Consider the following 18,233-nt stretch of genomic DNA (forward strand, 5'->3'; position numbering starts at 1 on the left):
GTCATGGTTTCCATTGTCTCAGTCGGCATGCTCATCACAGGCCCCTTTCCCGCCGGTCCCACGACCGGCGATCAAAGTCAGTTACACACTTCTTGGGACAGTCCCGTGATCGTCGTTGCGTCCATGTCCCGACCGTAGCAGGACAGGACCGGTTCGACGCGCCGTCCGCGCTGTGTGGTGCCGTTGCGCCAGATCTTGCCCGCGCGTTTGGACACCCCGACCGCGCGCGCGGCCTGCGTGTAGTTCATGCCCGCGCGCACGTGCTCGGCGTAGCGTTCCCTCCTCGCCCGGCACATCTCGCTCCGGGACGCGTACTCCCTGCCCTCGAACGTCCAGTTGCCCATCCCGGAAATCCCCTTTCGGACCGCCGGGTGTTGCAGCGACCACTGGAACCCGCACTGCCGCCGACAGCTTCCCCTTAGGCTGAGCCCGTTAAGAAAACGCTGGTAGCGTTTTTAGGGCTCAGGCGAGCCGACAGGCGAACTGACGAAGCATGGCCGCAGGCCGTCCACTCTTGCTGATGAAGGCGGACGACGCAGTCGGACGGATGAGGTGACGGACATTCAAGCAATGCAGAAGTCACGAAGATGCGCTCATAGATCAAAACCCCCGATGGGTGGATATCGTATACGCCATACGATATCCACACGTCCAGCCCGCTCACTCGGCCGCGACGGCACTCATCCGCGCCGTGTTTTCCGGTCGGGGATGAGGCCGAGGCGGTCCTGTTCGGTGATCGTTCGGATCACATGGGCCGGCACTCCGGCCACCAGCGAGCCTTCGGGCACGTCGCGGGTCACCACGGCGCCGGCGGCGATCACGCTGTTCGATCCGATCGTCACGCCGGCCACGATCGAGGCACCGCCGCACACCCACACGTTGTCTCCGATGACGACCGGCAGGGAACGCTCCCAGCCGGCGGCACGTTCCTCGGCGTCGAATGCGTGCTCGGGCGTGTAGATGCCCACGTTGGGACCGAACCATACGTTGTCGCCGATGGTCACACGGGCGCAGTCGAGGATGCAGCAGCCCACGTTGGCGTAGAAGTCATCACCGACCGAGAGATTGTAGCCGTAGTCGCAGTTGAACGGCGACTCGATCCAGCAGTTCTCGCCCACGTGACCAAGCAGTTTGCGGATGATCGCCTCCCGCTCGGCCCGTCTGGTTGGGCGCATCATGTTGAAGTCGAACAGCAGATCCTTGGCCCGCTCGCGCTCGGCGTCGAGCTCGGGATCGGAGCTGGTGTAGTACTCGCCGGCGAGCATGAGCTCCTTCATGCTGCGGATGGCGGCATTGACGGCCGGAACGTCTTGCGAAATGTTGGTGTCCATATGACGATGGTACCCTGCGATATGTACGATCGTACATATCCCGTACATATCGTGTCCGAAGCACGTCGCATAGGATGGATGACCATGAGTGGATCTTCGACGCGCCGGTTCGACCCGGAACGCAAGCAGCGGATCATCGAGGCATGTCTAGACGTGATAGCCGAACGCGGCGTCGCCGGCACCTCACACCGCGCGGTGGCGGCCGAGGCCCATGTGCCATTGGGCTCGATGACCTATCACTTCGACGGCATCGACGATCTGCTGCATCAGGCGTTCGAACGGTTCGCCGACCGTTCCGCCGCCACGCTGGCCCGACGTATGGCGCATGCCGCGAACGCCGACGAGGCATGCGAGCAGGTGGCGTTGCACATCGAACATGATCTGTTCGGTACACGGCGATCGCTGATCATCGGCCTTGAGCTTTATACGCTTGCCGCCCGGAACCCCGCATTCCGAGACATCACCGACCGTTGGATGGCGGCCAGTCGTCTCGAGCTCGAACGGTTCTTCCCGCCGGACGCGGCGATGCTGATCGACGCGATGATCGAAGGACTGATGCTTCATCGCGCCCTCGGCAAGGAATCACGTTCCCTGCAGGATCCGGCGATCATCCGCGCCGGCATCCGCCGGATCGTGACAGCGGATCAGTGAACACGGGCCCGGCACAGCGACATAACATACGGGTGGTCATGCGGGATAATGGGAGTGCCGGATTCGTCGCCATGACCACGAGCGTCAGCGGGTTCGGAGAAACGGGGAAAGGCCGATGATCATCGCCGGATTGTTCATACTGCTGATCATGCTCTACGTCGCCATGCTTGCCGTGATGACCATCGGACTGATCGCCCTTGGCGTGGGGGGTGGCATTGGCGGTCGGAGCGGGTATCGGCCTCGGTGTGGCCTTCCTGCTCGCCGTCGAGGGCGCAGCGCTGCTGGCATGGAGGGCTTGGCAGGTGCATCGGGGGAATACCGTGCCGGCATGGTGCAAACCCGTCGGCATCGTTGCCGCCGTGATCGGCGGCGTATGGTTCGTCATCGCCTGCATCCTGCTGATCACGCTGGTGACGCAGATGATCGGCCTGTTCGTCTGAAACCTGTTCGTCTGCGGTCCGTGTGTCTGGGGTCTGTTCTGTTGGTCAGTCCGGGACGGGAGGGCCGTCCACGTCCCGGACCGGACGGAATCGCCTAGGCGTGCTCAGCCGCGCAGGATCTGCGCGTACCGGTCGGCGGCGTCGGCGAGGCGCTCCTCGGTCAGGCCATCCGGCGTGCAGGCGTACACGGCGAACGGCTCCAGCCACTGCGCACCCACGTATTCGGTGGTGATGCGCATTGGGTTGAGTGTCTCGTCCATGGTGGCGCGGAACCGGCCGTCATGCCGATATTCGTCCTCGGTGCTGCCGGCGGTCACGGCGCACATGATCCTCTTGCCGGCGAGCTTGTCGCCGTCGGGGCCGTACGCCCAGCCGTAGGCGAGCACCTCGTCCTCCCACTCCTTGAGCAGCGAGGGGGAGGAATACCAGTACATGGGGAACTGCCAGACGATGCGGTCGGCCCTGAGCAGCTCCGCCTGTTCGGCCGCCACGTCGATGCGGCCGTCGGGGTAGAGCGCGTACACGTCGCGCACCGTCACTCCGTCGACGCCTCTCGCGGCTTCGGCCAGTCGCCTGTTGGCCACGGACTCGGTTTCCAAATGGGGGTGAAACACCAGCACCAGGGTGTGTTCGGCATTGTCGGTCATCATTTGCTCCTTTGCCGGATCATCGGATCATATGCTTCACTTGGCGATGATAGCCGAAACGCATGGCATCGGCCGGCTCTTCCGTGAAGGTGATGAAAGCCGGCCGATCACTGCCGATCATCGCAGCGGAACCATGGCGTCCAACGTCCACGTACCGTCCTGGACGCCGGCGTTGAATTCGCCTCCGGCATCCTCCACCGCCTTGCGGTGCAGTCCCAGTCCGCGTCCCGAACTCAGCCCCCGCATCGCCTCCGGCGCCTCGCGCACGGGATTCACCTCGGTGATGCGCACCGTGGCGTCGTCGAGTGTGACGAACACATGATAGGCGTCGTCTCCCGACGTGCAATGCCGTAGGACGTTCGCGTAGATCTCCTTCAGCAGGCCTTCGACGAGCGCTAGACGCGTGGGATCCGCCGCGATGGCATCCCCTTCCCAGCGGGTGACGCCGCGGTATCCCAGTTCATGCAGTTTGGTCTCCTCGGCGTCGGCCATCCGCTTCAGTGATGCGATGGGGTCCGAAGAGGATTCGTCTCGCCCGCCAACGGCCCCGTGCATGTCCTTCGCCTCATCGCCTGTGGGGGAGCCGCTCCCGTTCGGCTCGCCGTCCAGCAGCAGGTCGATCACCTCATGGATGCCGGCGAGCGCCGCATGCGTGCGCTGATCGATGGCGTCCATCGTCACGGCCAGCCGCGGGTTGGCATCGGCGTCGAACTGCGTGCGCGCCTGATAGGCGAGCATCACCACCTGGGATAGATCGTTGGTCACGGAATCGTGGATCATGCCGGCGAGACGTTGGTTATGCCGGGTTCTCGCCAGCCGCTCCCTGATCAGCCGCTGCTCGCGGGCGTCGGCGCGAAGTCGGTCGCGGTTCCTCGCATATGCGCCGTAGGCGACGAACGCGTACATCAGCAGCGTCGACGTCACGGCCAGCAGACACGCGACGATGGGGGAGACCGGCATCAGACTCCAATCGGCGGCCTGTGGTGAGGATTGCCGGGATGACTGCGTCGCCCCTGCGGAATCCTGCGCGAACATCGCTCCGGTGACCCCTTCGATGACGTCGACGAGCGGGTTGAGCGCACCGAACATGGCCGGGCGGAACGATCCTCCGTAAAGCAGTGCGACCGAACCGGTTTCGAATCCCATGCCGATGATCGGCGCCACGGCGGCGAACCACCTTGGCATGAGGTAGCCGATGCCGAGCAGCGCGGCGACGTACAGCGGCCAGAGGTCCGCCAAAGCATAGACCAGCGTGTATGAGCATACGATCGGCATGGCGGCCAGCAGGACCGGTCCCATGATGCGAGGCCAGCGATGCCAGATCGCCAGAGCCGCGTACGCGATGAGATAGCATACTTGCACGCCGATGGCGGAGTCGGAGCCATTCGCCATGGCGGTGACATTGCCGACCGCCAGCAGCGTCAGCATGACGAGCGCTGTCTTACCGATGAAATGCGGCTCATGCCACCATTGGCGGAAATGCTGCCATAGCGTGGCCGGTGCGGAGGAATGTTCCGTCGTGCCCGTGCGCTCGACCGTGTATTCGCTCTTACTCATCGTCATGCCCTTTCCTCGCTCATCCAGATCGCAATGGCCTGCGCCAGCGTGGCGGCCCCCAGTTTCTTCTCCGCCCTGTGGGCGTGGGTTCGGATGGTGCTGGAACTGATATGCCATTCCTTCGCCAGTCGTTCGAAGGTGTATCCGCGTGACATCATCTCCAGTACTTCGATCTCCTTGTCGGTCAGCAGGGGCAGATCCTGTGACAGGTCGGTGGCGAGACGTCGGTGGGCCGTTTCCGCGGTTTCGAACGTGATCTCGGTGTCGGATGCGCTCATCGGATCGGGTCCGGTCCCGTCGTCGTAGGTGACGGTTCCTCCGTCGGCCACGAGGCGCAGCGCCTTGGCGAGCGCCGGCATGTCGGACTTCGAGACGATGCCCTGCGCCCCGACTTCGGCCGCCGACCGTGCATAAAGGTGCAGGGGGAACGAGGTGACGGCGAGTATCGGCGTATGCGGGGTTCTCGATCGGATGCGCCGGCAGACCGTGATGCCGCTGTCGCGGCCGAGGGACATGTCCATGAGCAGCACGTTCGGTCGGGTCATCGGGTTCAGGGTGTTCCGTACCGCCGTGTTCGGCGAGTCGGTCGTCCAGAGGAACCTGCTGCCGGGCAGGAGTTTCGGCGTGATGGCCTGCAAGGCCATCAGTGTCATGGCGTCGTTGTCGACGGCGGCCAGCGTCGTGCCGCCGTCGTGGTGTTCGTGTTCGTTCATGGCTGCAACGGTAATCGTCCGGCGCGGAGTCTTCACGATGCCGTAGTCATTCGTTGACCGCGGTTGATTTCCCGGCTCTTCCAACGGCCCGACGGCCCCGGGAATGGCGGACTACCGGTGTTCGTTGAGACGGATCAGGTATTCGATGAATTCGCGGACGGCCCCGCGTCCGCCGTCCCGCCGGCACACGTAGGTCACGATGTCCATGATGCCCTGCACCGCGTCGGCCGGGCACGCGGTCACGCCGGCGAACCGCATGGCCTCGAGATCGTTGAGATCATCGCCGATATAGGCCACCTCGTCCGGGGTGAGCCCGCGTTCGGCCGTCAGGCGATGCAGCAGCGGCAGCTTGTCCTGCACGCCCTGATACAGCTCGTCGATATGCAGTTCCGCGGCTCGGTGCTCGAGGATCCGCGAATCGCGTCCCGTGATGATCATCGGGGTGATGCCGGCCGCGGGCAGCAGATGGCTGATGCCGTACCCGTCCTTGCAGTTGAACGTCTTCAGCGCCTCGCCGTCCGGCCCTATGATGATGCGCCCGTCGGTCAGCGTGCCGTCCACATCCATGACCAGCAGTCGAACGGTCATGATCATCTCCTCTCGTCGGTTTCGTCGGTGTTCTTCCGATCCGTGTTCGCCCCGCCCCGCAGCTCCGGCAGCATGACGACGAACAGCACGATGGCGATGATCATCGTGATGAGATCGGCGATGGCCTGCGAGGCGATCACCCCATCGTAACCCGCGACACGGGAGGCGACCGTCAGTACGATCACCAGCACCACGCCCTGACGGCTGATCGACAGGATGAACGCGCCCAACGCCTTGCCGGTCGACTGGAACGTGCAGGTGGTCACCATGACGACGCCCACGCACACCAGACTCAGCAGCTGTACGCGCAGCATGCCGGCACCCAGGTCGATGATATGCAGGTCGTTGATGAAGAACGCCATGAGCCGGCGGTCGAACAGGCTGAGCACCACGGTCATGACGATTGCGAACGCGGAGAGGAACAGATACGAGAACCGCAGGATCGACGCCAGACGACGCATGTTGCGCGCACCATAGTTGTAGCCGATCAGCGCCTGCGCGCCGAACGCGAACCCGACGAACACCGACACCGCGATCATCACCACCTTCAGCGCAATACCCATCGCCGCCACCGGATCATTGCCATAGCGCAGCAGATACAGGTTCACCATCACGATGCCGAAACTCTGCGTGATGTTCGTCACCGCCGAGGGAATGCCGATGACGAGAACGTCCTTCACCTCCAGCGACGAGATGTTCAGACGCCGACGCCGCACCGGCACTGGACGCTCCACGAACGCCCGGCCATACGTTTTCACGCTCGGCTTCCGCACGACCCCCGAATAGCGCATGAGCATGAGCCGCGGATCGACCGAAAGATTCGTACTGCGGAACATCAGGAACCACACCAGATAGGCGTCGGTACACACGTTCGCCAGCACCGTGGCCAACGCCGAACCGGCCGCACCCCAGCCGAACACATGAATGAACAGCGGATTGAGGATGATGTTCAGCACCGTGCCCGCGATCTGGCCGATCATCGACGGCACCGCATGGCCCTCCGTACGCAGCTGATTGACCGGCGTCATCGACATGATGATCAGCGGCGAACCGATGATGATCCACGTGTAATACGCCGACGCATGCACCCACGTCGCCTCGTTCGCACCCAGCATCGCCAGAATCGGCCCGCGGAACACCAGGCCAAGCGTCAGCACCAGCGCGCCGACCAGCAGCGAACCATAGAAGCAGAACACGCTCAGCCGCCGACCATCCGCATACCGATGCTGGCCGAACAGCCGGGAGATCACCGAACTGCCGCCCAAGCCGAAGATGTCGCCGATCGCGATCATCACCATGAACACGGGAGCCGACAGCGACACCCCCGCCACCATGTTCGCGTCACCGGTATGCGCAATGAAATACGTGTCCACCATGTTGTACACCAGCGTGACCAGCATGCTCATCACCACCGGCATCGACAGGCTGAAATACGCCCGCGGCACCGAAGCCCGCTCGAACAGCTCGCTATCCATCCCTCACCTCTGATCCCTAGTCCTATCGCGTAAATCCACCGCGTAAATCCACTGCGTAGTAAACCGCGCCAGGGTGGACAATCAGACGTGCACGCCCGTCCTTCATCGGCATTCGGCCGCACACCATATTCGCATCGGCAGGTTCCGGCATCATCCCCACGTAGAATCAGAGACACCGGAGAGTCAATAAAAGGCAGGTTGATATGAGTCTTAGGGAATTAAGAATTAAGCGCGGAATGTCCCAAGAGAAACTAGCCGAAAAGGCTGGGCTAAGCAATCGTAGCCACATAGCTAGGTATGAAACAGGGGTGCTAGACATTGAAAACATGTCTCTTGGTACGGCGCTTAAAATCTGTGACGCCTTGAAAATCTCGAATCCTCGTAAGTTGTTGGATGAGCCGCCCGATAAGCGGTAACGGTAGGGGTCTGGCTTCTTTCCGGCATCATTTATGACGAGAACGATTCCACATTCACGGTCGATAAAATAAGACGTACACAAGAAAAACAGGAGGTGCGGTATGGCAACGATAACGATCAGCGATCGGTTGATGTCGAGTCTGGAGCAGGCTGCCGCGATTAACGGCGTCACGGCCCAAGATGCGGCTAACGCATTGCTGGTGAACTATGTGGCGGCCAATCGAAACGGATTCGTTCCGAACGAGGAAACCATGAAGGCCATTACCGAGGGACAGGCCATAACGATGGGCGTTGTTCCTGACACTCTGCCGTCGTTCGGTGATGCGGATTCTCTGATGGAATATCTGGAGGGCGATGAGTGAGGTACCGGCTTAAGCCCACGGAAAAATTCAAAAGCGATTTCCGCAGGCTGAAAATGGAGCATCCCGAGATGATTCCCGAATTGAAGGAAGCGTTTCAGGAACTGATCGATGAGGGAACCTTGCCTAGCGGATACGTTCCCCATGTGCTGGGCAATCGTGGTGGACTGTACAACGGTCGTATGGACGCGCATATCTGGGAGGGCAGGGTGGATGTCGTGCTGGTGTATCAGCCTCATGCGTCCCAGCCTTCCATTCTGCTATTGCGGTGCGGTACGCATGGAGAACTGTTTCAGGGCGGATTCCATGAGCGGTGACGGTGTCGTGGAAACGGCAGAACCAGAGTCACCGGAAAATCAATAAAGGCAGGTTGAGATGAGTCTGAGAGAACTACGGTTGAAACGAGGAATGACACAAGAACAGCTAGCCGAAAAAGTTGATGGCGTGAATCGAGCGCGAATAGCCGCGTTTGAAAACAATATCCGCCCTATCGAGAACATGTCTCTTGGTACGGCGCTGCGTTTCTGTGACGCCTTGAAAATCTCGAATCCTCGTAAGCTGTTGGATGATTCCGAACCATCGAAGGAACAGGTCTCCGACCGATAACATGCTTGCGCCCTGGGCTGTTCGTTCATCCTCGACGAGCCCATAGCGGGTATGCTTGTAGCCACTAGGAAAGCGGGGTGTCAGGATGACCACTGTCAAAAGTCTGCCGGCATATGCGCAATCCGAAGCGGCTGCACGTCTCAGGGGACTGACCGTCACCGATCCGGTGAATGTCTGACCAAACCCTCGGTCGTGAGGTGCTCACAGATTCTCGATGTACCGCGTGACATCTTCCTTGATGAAAGACCTGTCGGCGTACTGTCGAAATATGACGCGCAACGCGTGTACAGAGCAGTGCTGGAAGCCAATCCGGGTATCACGTTGTAACGGTCTGAAAGAACGGAGCTACGCATGCGCATCAGCGACGACGAATTCGAACACGCCATCGAAGAGGCCCTGCAACGCATCCCGCCGCGCTTCCACCAGGCACTGAACAACATCGGCATCGCCATGGCCGACGAATCCGACGACCGAGAACTCGCCACCATGGACGACCCCGACGGCGAACTGCTCGGCCTCTACGAAGGCATACCCCTGCCGCAGCGCAGCAACGATTACGGCGGCGTCATGCCCGACATCATCACCATCTTCAAAGGCCCCCACGAACGCATCTGCCGCACCCACGAGGAACTCGTCGACCAGATCCGTAAGACCGTCATGCACGAAATCGGCCACTACTTCGGCTTCGACGACGCCACCCTCCACGCCCACGGCTACTGACCGCATGGCACCTCACGCCGGCACGCAAACGCCATCACACGCCTCTACGCCGACATCGAACTGATGTTCGAACCACACGGCACGCTGCGCTATCCTAGAGGGCGAACACAACGGAAGCCCAAGCCAAGCGAAGCAGAGGAATCGTGACCGACACGACCACACCGACCACACCACAGCACTCCACCAACACCGGCGACACCACCGCCAACACCGACGAACCCATCACCTGGCTGCACGACGGCGACCAGACCGACGGCACCCTCATCGCCGACCTCTCCCACACGCCCAACGACCGCAAGATCGTCGTCCAGGGCGCTCGCGAACACAACCTCAAGAACGTCGACCTTTCCTTCCCCCGCAACCGCATGGTCGTGTTCACCGGGCTTTCCGGCTCCGGCAAATCCTCGATGGCGTTCGACACCCTGTTCGCCGAAGGTCAGCGTCGCTACGTGGAGTCGCTGTCCGCCTACGCCCGCCAGTTCCTCGGCCAGATGGACAAGCCCGATGTCGATTTCATCGAAGGCCTGAGCCCCGCCGTCTCCATCGATCAGAAGACCACGAACCGCAATCCCCGCTCCACCGTCGGCACCATCACCGAGGTGTATGACTACCTGCGACTGCTGTTCGCCCGCACCGGCGTGCCGCACTGCCCCGAATGCGGCGAACTGGTCACGGCCCAGACCCCGCAGCAGATCGTGGACACGCTGATGGCCAGGCCGGAGCGCACCCGATTCCAGATCCTCGCCCCCGTGGTCAAGGGCCGCAAGGGCGAGTTCGTGGAGCTGATCGAGACCCTGCGTTCGGACGGCTACGCCCGAGCCCTGATCGACGGCGAGATGAGGCAGCTTTCCGACGACATCACGCTCACCAAGCAGAAGAAGCACACCATCGAGGTGGTGGTGGACCGACTGGTGGTCAAGGACGGCATGCGTCAGCGTCTCACCGATTCCGTGGAGACCGCGCTGAAGCTTACCGGCGGCACGGTGGTCGCCGACTTCGTGGACGTGGACGCCAAGGATCCGGCCCGCCGACAGCCGTTCTCCGAACACCGCAGCTGTCCCAACGGCCATCAGCTGGAGCTCGACGAGATCGAACCTCGCACCTTCTCGTTCAACGCCCCCTACGGCGCCTGCCCGGTGTGCACCGGCCTCGGCTTCAAGCTGGAGATCGACCCGGAACTGGTGATCTCCGATCCGGAGAAGTCGCTGGCCGAAGGGGTGATCGAACCGTGGTCGAACAGCAAGACCACCTCGCAGTACTACGGCCATGTGCTCGAGGGACTGGCTGACGAGATGGGCTTCTCCATGGACACCCCGTGGAAGGACCTGCCGAAGGACGTCCGTCAGGCCATCATGTACGGCCACGACTTCAAGGTGCGGGTCTCCTACCGCAACCGGTGGGGCAGGCTCCGTGAATACTCCACCGGATTCGAGGGCGTGGTGCGCACGCTCATGCGCCGGCACGACGAAACCGACTCCGATGCGATGAAGCAGTACTACGAGTCGTACATGCGCGAGGTGCCTTGCCAGGAATGCGGCGGCAAGAGGCTCAAGCCCGAGGTGCTGGCCGTGACCGTGGACGGCAGGTCCATCTTCGACGTGTGCGACATGCCCGTGCGCAGGGCGCTGGCATGGGTGAACGGGCTGAAGCTCACCGGCTCGGCCGCCATGATCGCCGGCGAGGTGCTCAAGGAGATCCGCGCCCGCCTCGGCTTCCTCAACGACGTCGGCCTCGACTACCTGACGCTGTCACGCGCCGCCGCCACATTGTCCGGCGGCGAGGCGCAGCGCATCCGTCTGGCCACCCAGATCGGCTCCGGTCTGGTCGGCGTGATGTACGTGCTCGACGAGCCGTCCATCGGCCTGCACCAGCGCGACAACGAGCGCCTGATCGAAACCCTGCACCATCTGCGCGACCTCGGCAACACCCTGATCGTGGTCGAGCATGATCAGGAGACCATCGAGGAGGCCGACTGGCTGGTCGACATCGGTCCCGGCGCGGGCGAACACGGGGGAGAGGTCGTCTACTCCGGCCCCGCGGACCATCTCGTCGACGCCAAACGGTCCATCACCGGCGACTACATCGCCGGACGCCGCGCCATCGAGGTGCCGAAGCGCCGCCGCAAGGCGAGGCGCACGAAGGCGCTCACCGTGGTGGGGGCCCGCGAGAACAACCTCAAGAACATCAGGGTGAACTTCCCGCTCGGCGTGTTCACCTGCGTCACCGGTGTCTCCGGCTCCGGCAAGTCCACGCTGGTGAACACCATCCTCTATCCGGTGCTCGCCGACAGGCTCAACGGCGCCCGCATCGTGCCGGGCAAGCACACCCGCGTGGAGGGCGTCGACCAGCTGCGCAAGGTCATCCACGTGGACCAGAACCCCATCGGCCGCACGCCCCGATCCAATCCCGCCACCTACACCGGCGTGTGGGACAAGATCCGTCAGCTGTTCGCCAAGACCCCCGAGGCTCAGGTGCGCGGCTACGGGCCGGGACGGTTCTCGTTCAACGTCAAGGGCGGGCGCTGCGAGGCCTGCCACGGCGACGGCACGCTGAAGATCGAGATGAACTTCCTGCCCGACGTGTACGTGGACTGCGAGGTGTGCCACGGCCAGCGGTACAACCGCGAGACCCTCGAGGTGAAATACAACGGCAAGACCGTGGCCGACGTGCTCAACATGCCCATCGAGGAGGCGGCCGACTTCTTCAAGGCCTACCCCTCGATCTCGCGCTACCTCAACACGCTCGTGGACGTGGGCCTCGGCTACATCCGCCTCGGCCAGCCCGCGCCGACGCTCTCCGGCGGCGAATCGCAGCGCGTGAAGCTCGCCACCGAACTGCAGAAGCGTTCCGACGGCAAGACCGTGTACATCCTCGACGAGCCGACCACCGGCCTGCATTTCGAGGACGTGCGCAAGCTGCTCGGCGTGCTGCAGAGCCTCGTGGACAAGGGCAACACCGTCATCGTGATCGAACACAACCTCGACGTGGTCAAGTCCGCCGACTGGATCATCGACCTCGGTCCGGAAGGCGGTGACGGCGGCGGCACCGTCGTCGCCGAAGGCACGCCGGAACAGGTGGCCGAGTGCGACGAGTCGTGGACCGGCCGGTTCCTCAAGCCCATGCTGGGACTGGAGTAGGCCGATGGCATCGGGAATGCTGGAACGACATTCGCCCGACGTATGGCAGAGGACCGCGGACGACATACGCAACAGGCAGGCGGCCGATGCCCTCGGTGCCGTCGGGCACGGAGATGACGGACACGGAGATGGCCCGGACAACGGCCACCGGGTCAACGCCAACGGCGCCCCGCTGCTCGGCGACTCCCGCGACCTGTTCCGCCCGAAGACCGGCGACATCCCCGCCGAACCGGGCGTCTACAAGTGGCGTGACGGCGAAGGCCGCGTGATCTACGTCGGCAAGGCGAAGAACCTGCGCAACCGGCTGACGAACTACTTCCAGCCGCTCTACCAGCTGCACCCGCGCACCCAGACCATGGTGCTCACCGCCCGCAGCCTCGAATGGACGGTCGTCGGCACCGAACTGGAGGCCCTGACGCTGGAATACACGTGGATCAAGGAATTCGATCCCCGGTTCAACGTGGTGTTCCGCGACGACAAGACCTACCCGTATCTGGCGCTGTCCATCGGCGAGGAGTATCCGCGGGTGTGGATCACGCGCAGCCGCAAACGCCGTGGCACTCGGTACTTCGGCCCCTACGCCAAGGTCTGGGACGTGCGGCAGTCGCTCGACCGACTGCTGAAAAGCTTCCCCGTACGCACCTGCACCGACAACGCGTTCCGCAAGGCGCAGATGACCGGACGCCCCTGCCTGCTCGCCTCCATCGGCAAATGCTCGGCGCCCTGCGTCGGCGGCGTCTCGGCCGAGGAGCATCGCACGATGTGTGAGCAGCTCGTCGGCGTGATGACCGGCAGGCTCGGCAAGTCATACGTCGCACAGCTCACCGCCGACATGAAGCAGGCGGCCGCCGAACTGGAGTTCGAGAAGGCGGCGCGTCTTCGCGACCAGATCCAGATGCTCGGCACGGTGATGCAGCAGAACGCCGTGGTGTTCGACGATCAGGTCGACGCCGACGTCTTCGGCTTCGCCACCGACGAACTGGAGTCCTCGGTCCACGCCTTCTTCGTGCGGTCCGGCTCGATCCGCGGCGAACGCAACTGGAACGTCGAGCGCGTGGAGGACGTGTCGGACGCCGATCTGATCGCCGATCTGATCACTCAGGTGTATGCGGAGGCGACGGGGGAGACCCCGGCTGCCGGCGATGCTGGAACGGCCGGCGAGACGGGCGACTCCGGAGAGACGGGCGAACAGACGGTGATCTCGACCGGCCGCGACGCGCTCGGCAGCACGCAGACCGTCACCGCCACGGACGCGAGGACGCGGGCGCAGGCCACCAGAACCCGCAACATGCGGCAGGAGCGGACCGGGCGGGCCGACCTGCTCGCCCCGATCGCGCCGGTGCCGCGGGAGGTGCTGGTGCCGATCGAGCCGAGTCGGCGAGAGGAGCTCGAACAATGGCTGACCGGTCTGCGCGGCGGCGCCGTCACCATTCGCGTGGCCGTGCGCGGCGATAAGAAGACGCTGATGGACCGGGCGGGGGAGAACGCCCGTCAGGCGCTACAGCGCAGCAAGATGAGCCGCATCAAGGACGTCGGCCTGCGCACCAAGGCCATGAACGACATCGCGAAGGCGCTGGGACTGGACCGGGCGCCGCTGCGCATCGAATGCTACGACATCTCCAACACCGTGGGCGGCATCTTCCAGGTGGCCTCCATGGTGGTGTTCGAGGACGGCGTGGCCAAGAAAAGCGAATACCGCCGGTTCGCCATCCGGGGCAAGGACGGCAAGGGGGCGGTGGACGACACCACGGCCCTGTATGAGACGCTGACCCGGCGGTTCCGCCATGGCAACATCGCCGGCGACACGGGCGAGAGCATCGACAACGAACGGAGGATCGCCAAGGCCGCGGAACAGGCTGGAGGGATCGAATCACGATCCGGCGGCGAATCCCCGCAGACCGATGCCGGGACCACGACGTGGGATGCGGCCGGTCAGGACATCGTGCAGCAGAACACGGATCACCGTCATTTCGCCTACAAGCCGAACCTCATCGTGGTCGACGGCGGCCAGCCCCAGGTGCAGGCGGCCGCACGCGCGCTGGCGGACTGCGGCGTGGACGATGTGGCGCTGTGCGGTCTCGCCAAGCGTCTCGAGGAGGTCTGGCTGCCGGACGACGACTACCCGGTCATCCTCAGACGCCAGTCCGAGGGCATGTACCTGCTGCAGCGGGTGAGGGACGAATCCCACCGGTTCGCGATCACCTACCATCGCGAGACCCGGGCCAAGGGATCGCTGCGTTCCGCGCTGGACGACATCCCCGGCGTCGGACTGGCATACCAGAAGCGGCTGCTCAAGCATTTTGGCTCGGTCAGGGCCATGCGCGAGGCCGAGGAGAAGGATTTCCTTGACGTGCCGGGAATCGGCGAGAAGAAGGCCCGCACGATCTACGAGGCCCTGCACCGGTGAGCGCAATGCGTCAGGTCCGGACCGCGTCGCGGATCGGTCCATGGGGCGGTCCGCGGACCGGATCCGGCGCGGCGGGGAGCCTCCGTTGCCGGACGGATCGGATTTGATTGTCAGGATGTGAGCGGTAGCATAAGTCAAGAGACGAAGGAGATGCACGTCATGACAGAAATCAGGCACCGTGCCGCCGTGCTGGGCAAGCCCATTTCGCATTCACTGTCGCCGTTGATCCACAACACCGCCTACAAGGCCATGGGCCTTGACGATTGGTTCTACGACAGCCACGAGGTGGATGAACTGTCCCTCGGGGATTTCATCGGCGAACTCGATCCGCGCTGGCACGGGCTGAGCCTGACCATGCCGCTGAAGAAGGCGATCATGCCCATGGGACAGACCGCCAACCGCTGGGCCGAAAAGCTCGGCGTGGCCAACACCGCGATCTTCGACTGGCGACCCGGCGCCTCCGGCCCGGGCATCCGCCTGTACAACACCGACGTGGCGGGCATCAATCTGGCGATCACCAACGCCCTGAGGAAGCACGGCAGGAACGACGACGCCACGTATGCGACGCTGCCGGCCAAGGCGCTGATCATCGGATCCGGCAACACCGCGTGCTCGGCCATCGCCGCGTGCTCCACCATGCAGATCGAACATGTGACCATCGCGGCTCGCCATGCGGACAAGGCCCATGCCATTGCCCCGCTCGCGCAGACGTTCGGCATGAGCGTTGACGTGATCTCCCTGCGGCAGATCCCGGAGATCATCGGCACCGAACGCATCGTGATCAGCACGCTGCCCTCCCACGCCGCCGACTCCACCGCCTCGGCGATCCTTCCGTACGACACCGGGGATCTCAACGGCATCCTGCTCGACGTGATCTACGACCCGCGTCCCACCCTGCTCATGCAGGCGTACCGACGCAAGGGCGGTCTGGCGATCGGCGGCGAGGAGATGCTGCTGTATCAGGCCATTCCGCAGCTGGCGTACATGACCGGCACCGATTTCGACGCCCTGCCGCCGCACCTCGACGGCACCATCCGTCTGGCGCTTCAGGAGGTGCTGTGATGACGACGAACGACGTGGAACCCAACGCTGCCGCAACGCAGACCGGCACCCCGCAGCCGGCCAACGAATTCGAGGTCCTGCTGATCACCGGCATGTCCGGCGCGGGCCGATCCCGCGCCGCGGACAGCGTGGAGGACATGGGCTGGTACGTGGTCGACAACCTGCCGCCCATCCTGCTCGTCCCGCTGGTCGACATGATGACGTCGTCCGGATCCAAGGTCCACAAGCTCGCCGCCGTCATCGACGTGCGCTCCCGCGGATACTTCGACGATCTGGCGCAGGTGTTCAGCCACCTCGACGATCTCGGCGTCAAATACCGGATCCTGTTCCTCGACGCCACCGACGACGTGCTGATCAAGCGGTACGAGTCGGTGCGCCGGCCCCACCCGCTGCAGCACGGCCGCCGTCTCATCGACGGCATCAACGAGGAGCGGACGCTGCTCGGCGGTCTCAAGGAGCGCGCCGACTTCGTGATCGACACCTCCAGCCTGAGCATCCACGAGCTGTCGACCAAACTGTACGACGCGCTGCTGGGCACCGGGCCCACCACCGTGGCCGTGCACATCTTCAGCTTCGGATTCAAGTACGGGGTGCCGCTTGACGCCGACTTCGTGGCCGACGTACGGTTCCTGCCCAATCCCTTCTGGGTGCCGCAGCTGCGCGATCTCAACGGCAACGACAAGCCAGTGGCTGACTACGTGCTTTCCAGCGACGGTGCGGCCAGATTCCTCGACTCCTACTCCGACGCCATCCTCACGGCCATCAAGGGGTATTCGCGCGAGGACAAGCACTTCGTCACCATCGCGATCGGATGCACCGGCGGCCAGCATCGTTCCGTGGCCATGAGCCACGCGCTGGCCGAACGGCTCAGGGCCCACGGTCTCAACGTCAGCGTATCGGCCCGTGAACTGCCGAAGCAGCACTGATCGGACGGCTCCCAGACCCGCCACGGCAATTCGTCTCACATCTCGAAATAATCGGGATGACCGGTGAAATAACCATTGATTTTGTCCAGCTGATTGGGTAAGCCGGAAGATCGGTGCGAAAGTGTGCCGACCTGCCGCCGATCACCCTTTTCATGCCGATATGAAGCTGTACAATTTAAAGGAGGATAGCTCTTGGCTCTGGTTGATGAGGTCAAAAGCGAACTCGCCGCTATCGATGATGAGCTGCCCGCCGCCAAGAAGGCGCAGGCAGCCGCTATGATCCGCTTCGGCGGAGGTCTTCATCTGATCCAACGTCATATCGTCGTCGAAAGCCAATTCGACTCCCTCAATGCAGCTCAATGGCTTCAGCGTACCATTCAGGAGGTCTACGGCCACGAAGCCGACCTGATCAAGGTGGCGCGCAAGACCCCTACCGGCACCGTGGAGCGGTATTCCGTCCGTGTGCTGAAGGCCGGCGGCGCCCTGGCGCTGCAGTCCGGTCTGCTCGACCGTCGCAAGCGCCCCGTGCGCGGTCTTCCCGCAGAGATCGTCTCCGGCAACATCGCCCAGATCAAGGCCGCATGGCGCGGCGCGTTCCTCGCCCACGGCGAGCTGTCCGATCCGGGCAAGGCCAGCTATCTCGAAATCGTCTGCCCCGGCTCCGAAGCCGCGCTGGCGCTGGTCGGCGCCGCACGCCGCCTCGGCATCACGGCCAAGGCCCGTCAGGTGCGCAGCTCCGAAAGGGTGACCCTGCGCGATCCCGACGTGATCGAACGCATGCTCACCCTGATGGGCGCCACGCGCACCGCTCGCGAATGGAGCGGCAAGCGCAACGATGGCGAATCCCGCGGCAAGGCGAACCGACTGGCGAACTTCGACGACGCGAACATGCGCCGTAGCGCCAAGGCCGCCGTCGAGGCCAGCGAGAAGGTGCAGAAGGCGTTCAAGATCCTCGGCGACGACGTGCCCGAGAACCTGCGCGCCGCCGGACAGCTCCGACTCGACCATCGTGACGCGAGCCTGGAGGAGCTGGGCCGTCTGGCCGATCCGCCCGTCACCAAGGACGCCATCGCCGGCCGTATCCGCCGACTGCTGCAGCTGGCCAACAAGGTCGAGAAGCAGCGGGCCGCGGAGAGCAACGAAGAGTGACTTAGTGACTTGCACAATGTGAGACGTGCAAGGTGAAACGTCCGCGCA

General features: G+C 63.6%; 18 protein-coding genes and 1 pseudogene. 12 read left to right on the plus strand and 7 right to left on the minus strand.

All coding sequences use genetic code 11. The features are described 5' to 3' along the window. Window positions 1-119: 119 nt before the first annotated feature. Both CSQ87_RS10945 and CSQ87_RS08255 read right to left on the minus strand, forming a co-directional pair. Window positions 120-296 (minus strand): annotated as a pseudogene (locus CSQ87_RS10945) (IS30 family transposase); the annotation flags it as partial. 384 nt (window positions 297-680) lie between these two features. Beyond that, window positions 681-1,331, minus strand: coding sequence for a sugar O-acetyltransferase (locus CSQ87_RS08255; protein ID WP_207761123.1), 651 nt, complete (start codon window positions 1,329-1,331; stop codon window positions 681-683). Between the two features lie 84 nt (window positions 1,332-1,415). Here CSQ87_RS08255 and CSQ87_RS08260 point away from each other — a divergent pair, with 84 nt between their 5' ends. Further along, window positions 1,416-1,982 carry a TetR/AcrR family transcriptional regulator gene (locus CSQ87_RS08260; RefSeq protein WP_100513405.1) on the plus strand — a complete coding sequence of 189 codons (567 nt, stop codon included), beginning with the start codon at window positions 1,416-1,418 and terminating at the stop codon, window positions 1,980-1,982. A gap of 209 nt (window positions 1,983-2,191) precedes the next feature. Then, window positions 2,192-2,422, plus strand: coding sequence for a hypothetical protein (locus CSQ87_RS08265; RefSeq protein ID WP_133122377.1), 231 nt, complete (start codon window positions 2,192-2,194; stop codon window positions 2,420-2,422). A gap of 104 nt (window positions 2,423-2,526) precedes the next feature. Here the strand turns inward: CSQ87_RS08265 and CSQ87_RS08270 are convergent, their stop codons facing one another. From CSQ87_RS08270 to CSQ87_RS08290, 5 genes are all read right to left on the minus strand, one after another. Then, complete coding sequence (locus CSQ87_RS08270) at window positions 2,527-3,072, minus strand: NAD(P)H-dependent oxidoreductase (protein WP_240541840.1); 546 nt, start codon at window positions 3,070-3,072, stop codon at window positions 2,527-2,529. A gap of 114 nt (window positions 3,073-3,186) precedes the next feature. Beyond that, a complete protein-coding gene (locus CSQ87_RS08275) occupies window positions 3,187-4,632 on the minus strand; it encodes a sensor histidine kinase (protein WP_100513408.1) in 1,446 nt (481 codons plus the stop codon). Next, complete coding sequence (locus tag CSQ87_RS08280) at window positions 4,629-5,339, minus strand: response regulator transcription factor (RefSeq protein ID WP_100513409.1); 711 nt, start codon at window positions 5,337-5,339, stop codon at window positions 4,629-4,631. The genes CSQ87_RS08275 and CSQ87_RS08280 overlap by 4 nt, the downstream gene beginning before the upstream one ends. 111 nt (window positions 5,340-5,450) lie before the next feature. Beyond that, window positions 5,451-5,927 carry a KdsC family phosphatase gene (locus CSQ87_RS08285; protein WP_207761125.1) on the minus strand — a complete coding sequence of 159 codons (477 nt, stop codon included), beginning with the start codon at window positions 5,925-5,927 and terminating at the stop codon, window positions 5,451-5,453. Between the two features lie 2 nt (window positions 5,928-5,929). Continuing rightward, window positions 5,930-7,402, minus strand: a complete 1,473-nt coding sequence (locus CSQ87_RS08290; protein ID WP_100513411.1) for an MATE family efflux transporter — start codon at window positions 7,400-7,402, stop codon at window positions 5,930-5,932. A 203-nt stretch (window positions 7,403-7,605) separates the two neighbouring features. Here CSQ87_RS08290 and CSQ87_RS08295 point away from each other — a divergent pair, with 203 nt between their 5' ends. The 10 genes from CSQ87_RS08295 to whiA all read left to right on the plus strand — a co-directional run bounded on the left by CSQ87_RS08295 (window position 7,606) and on the right by whiA (window position 18,185). Next, window positions 7,606-7,818, plus strand: coding sequence for a helix-turn-helix transcriptional regulator (locus tag CSQ87_RS08295; RefSeq protein ID WP_100513412.1), 213 nt, complete (start codon window positions 7,606-7,608; stop codon window positions 7,816-7,818). A gap of 102 nt (window positions 7,819-7,920) precedes the next feature. Beyond that, a complete protein-coding gene (locus tag CSQ87_RS08300) occupies window positions 7,921-8,181 on the plus strand; it encodes a hypothetical protein (RefSeq protein ID WP_100513413.1) in 261 nt (86 codons plus the stop codon). Then, the gene (locus CSQ87_RS08305; protein ID WP_100513414.1) at window positions 8,178-8,495 is read left to right on the plus strand and encodes a type II toxin-antitoxin system RelE/ParE family toxin; all 318 of its coding nucleotides are present in this window, start codon (window positions 8,178-8,180) and stop codon (window positions 8,493-8,495) included. Before CSQ87_RS08300 ends, CSQ87_RS08305 begins: the two co-directional genes overlap by 4 nt. 58 nt (window positions 8,496-8,553) lie before the next feature. Next, complete coding sequence (locus CSQ87_RS08310) at window positions 8,554-8,784, plus strand: helix-turn-helix transcriptional regulator (protein WP_100513415.1); 231 nt, start codon at window positions 8,554-8,556, stop codon at window positions 8,782-8,784. Between the two features lie 351 nt (window positions 8,785-9,135). After that, window positions 9,136-9,504 (plus strand): metallopeptidase family protein, encoded by a 369-nt coding sequence (locus CSQ87_RS08315; RefSeq protein ID WP_100513416.1) that lies wholly within the window; start codon window positions 9,136-9,138, stop codon window positions 9,502-9,504. Window positions 9,505-9,725: 221 nt separating this feature from the next. Next, on the plus strand, window positions 9,726-12,641 hold the full coding sequence (gene uvrA / locus CSQ87_RS08320) for an excinuclease ABC subunit UvrA (RefSeq protein ID WP_243388898.1): 2,916 nt from the start codon (window positions 9,726-9,728) through the stop codon (window positions 12,639-12,641). 172 nt (window positions 12,642-12,813) lie between these two features. Continuing rightward, window positions 12,814-15,048 (plus strand): excinuclease ABC subunit UvrC, encoded by a 2,235-nt coding sequence (uvrC, locus tag CSQ87_RS08325; protein WP_423734786.1) that lies wholly within the window; start codon window positions 12,814-12,816, stop codon window positions 15,046-15,048. 159 nt (window positions 15,049-15,207) lie between these two features. Further along, window positions 15,208-16,110: a shikimate dehydrogenase family protein gene (locus CSQ87_RS08330; protein ID WP_100513419.1), complete on the plus strand. Its 903-nt coding sequence runs from the start codon at window positions 15,208-15,210 to the stop codon at window positions 16,108-16,110. Beyond that, window positions 16,110-17,036 (plus strand): RNase adapter RapZ, encoded by a 927-nt coding sequence (gene rapZ, locus CSQ87_RS08335; RefSeq protein WP_100513420.1) that lies wholly within the window; start codon window positions 16,110-16,112, stop codon window positions 17,034-17,036. The genes CSQ87_RS08330 and rapZ overlap by 1 nt, the downstream gene beginning before the upstream one ends. A 192-nt stretch (window positions 17,037-17,228) precedes the next feature. Then, window positions 17,229-18,185 (plus strand): DNA-binding protein WhiA, encoded by a 957-nt coding sequence (gene whiA / locus CSQ87_RS08340; protein ID WP_100513421.1) that lies wholly within the window; start codon window positions 17,229-17,231, stop codon window positions 18,183-18,185. Window positions 18,186-18,233 lie beyond the last annotated feature (48 nt).

It is taken from the genome of Bifidobacterium simiarum, assembly GCF_002802905.1.
Lineage (GTDB): Bacteria > Actinomycetota > Actinomycetes > Actinomycetales > Bifidobacteriaceae > Galliscardovia > Galliscardovia simiarum.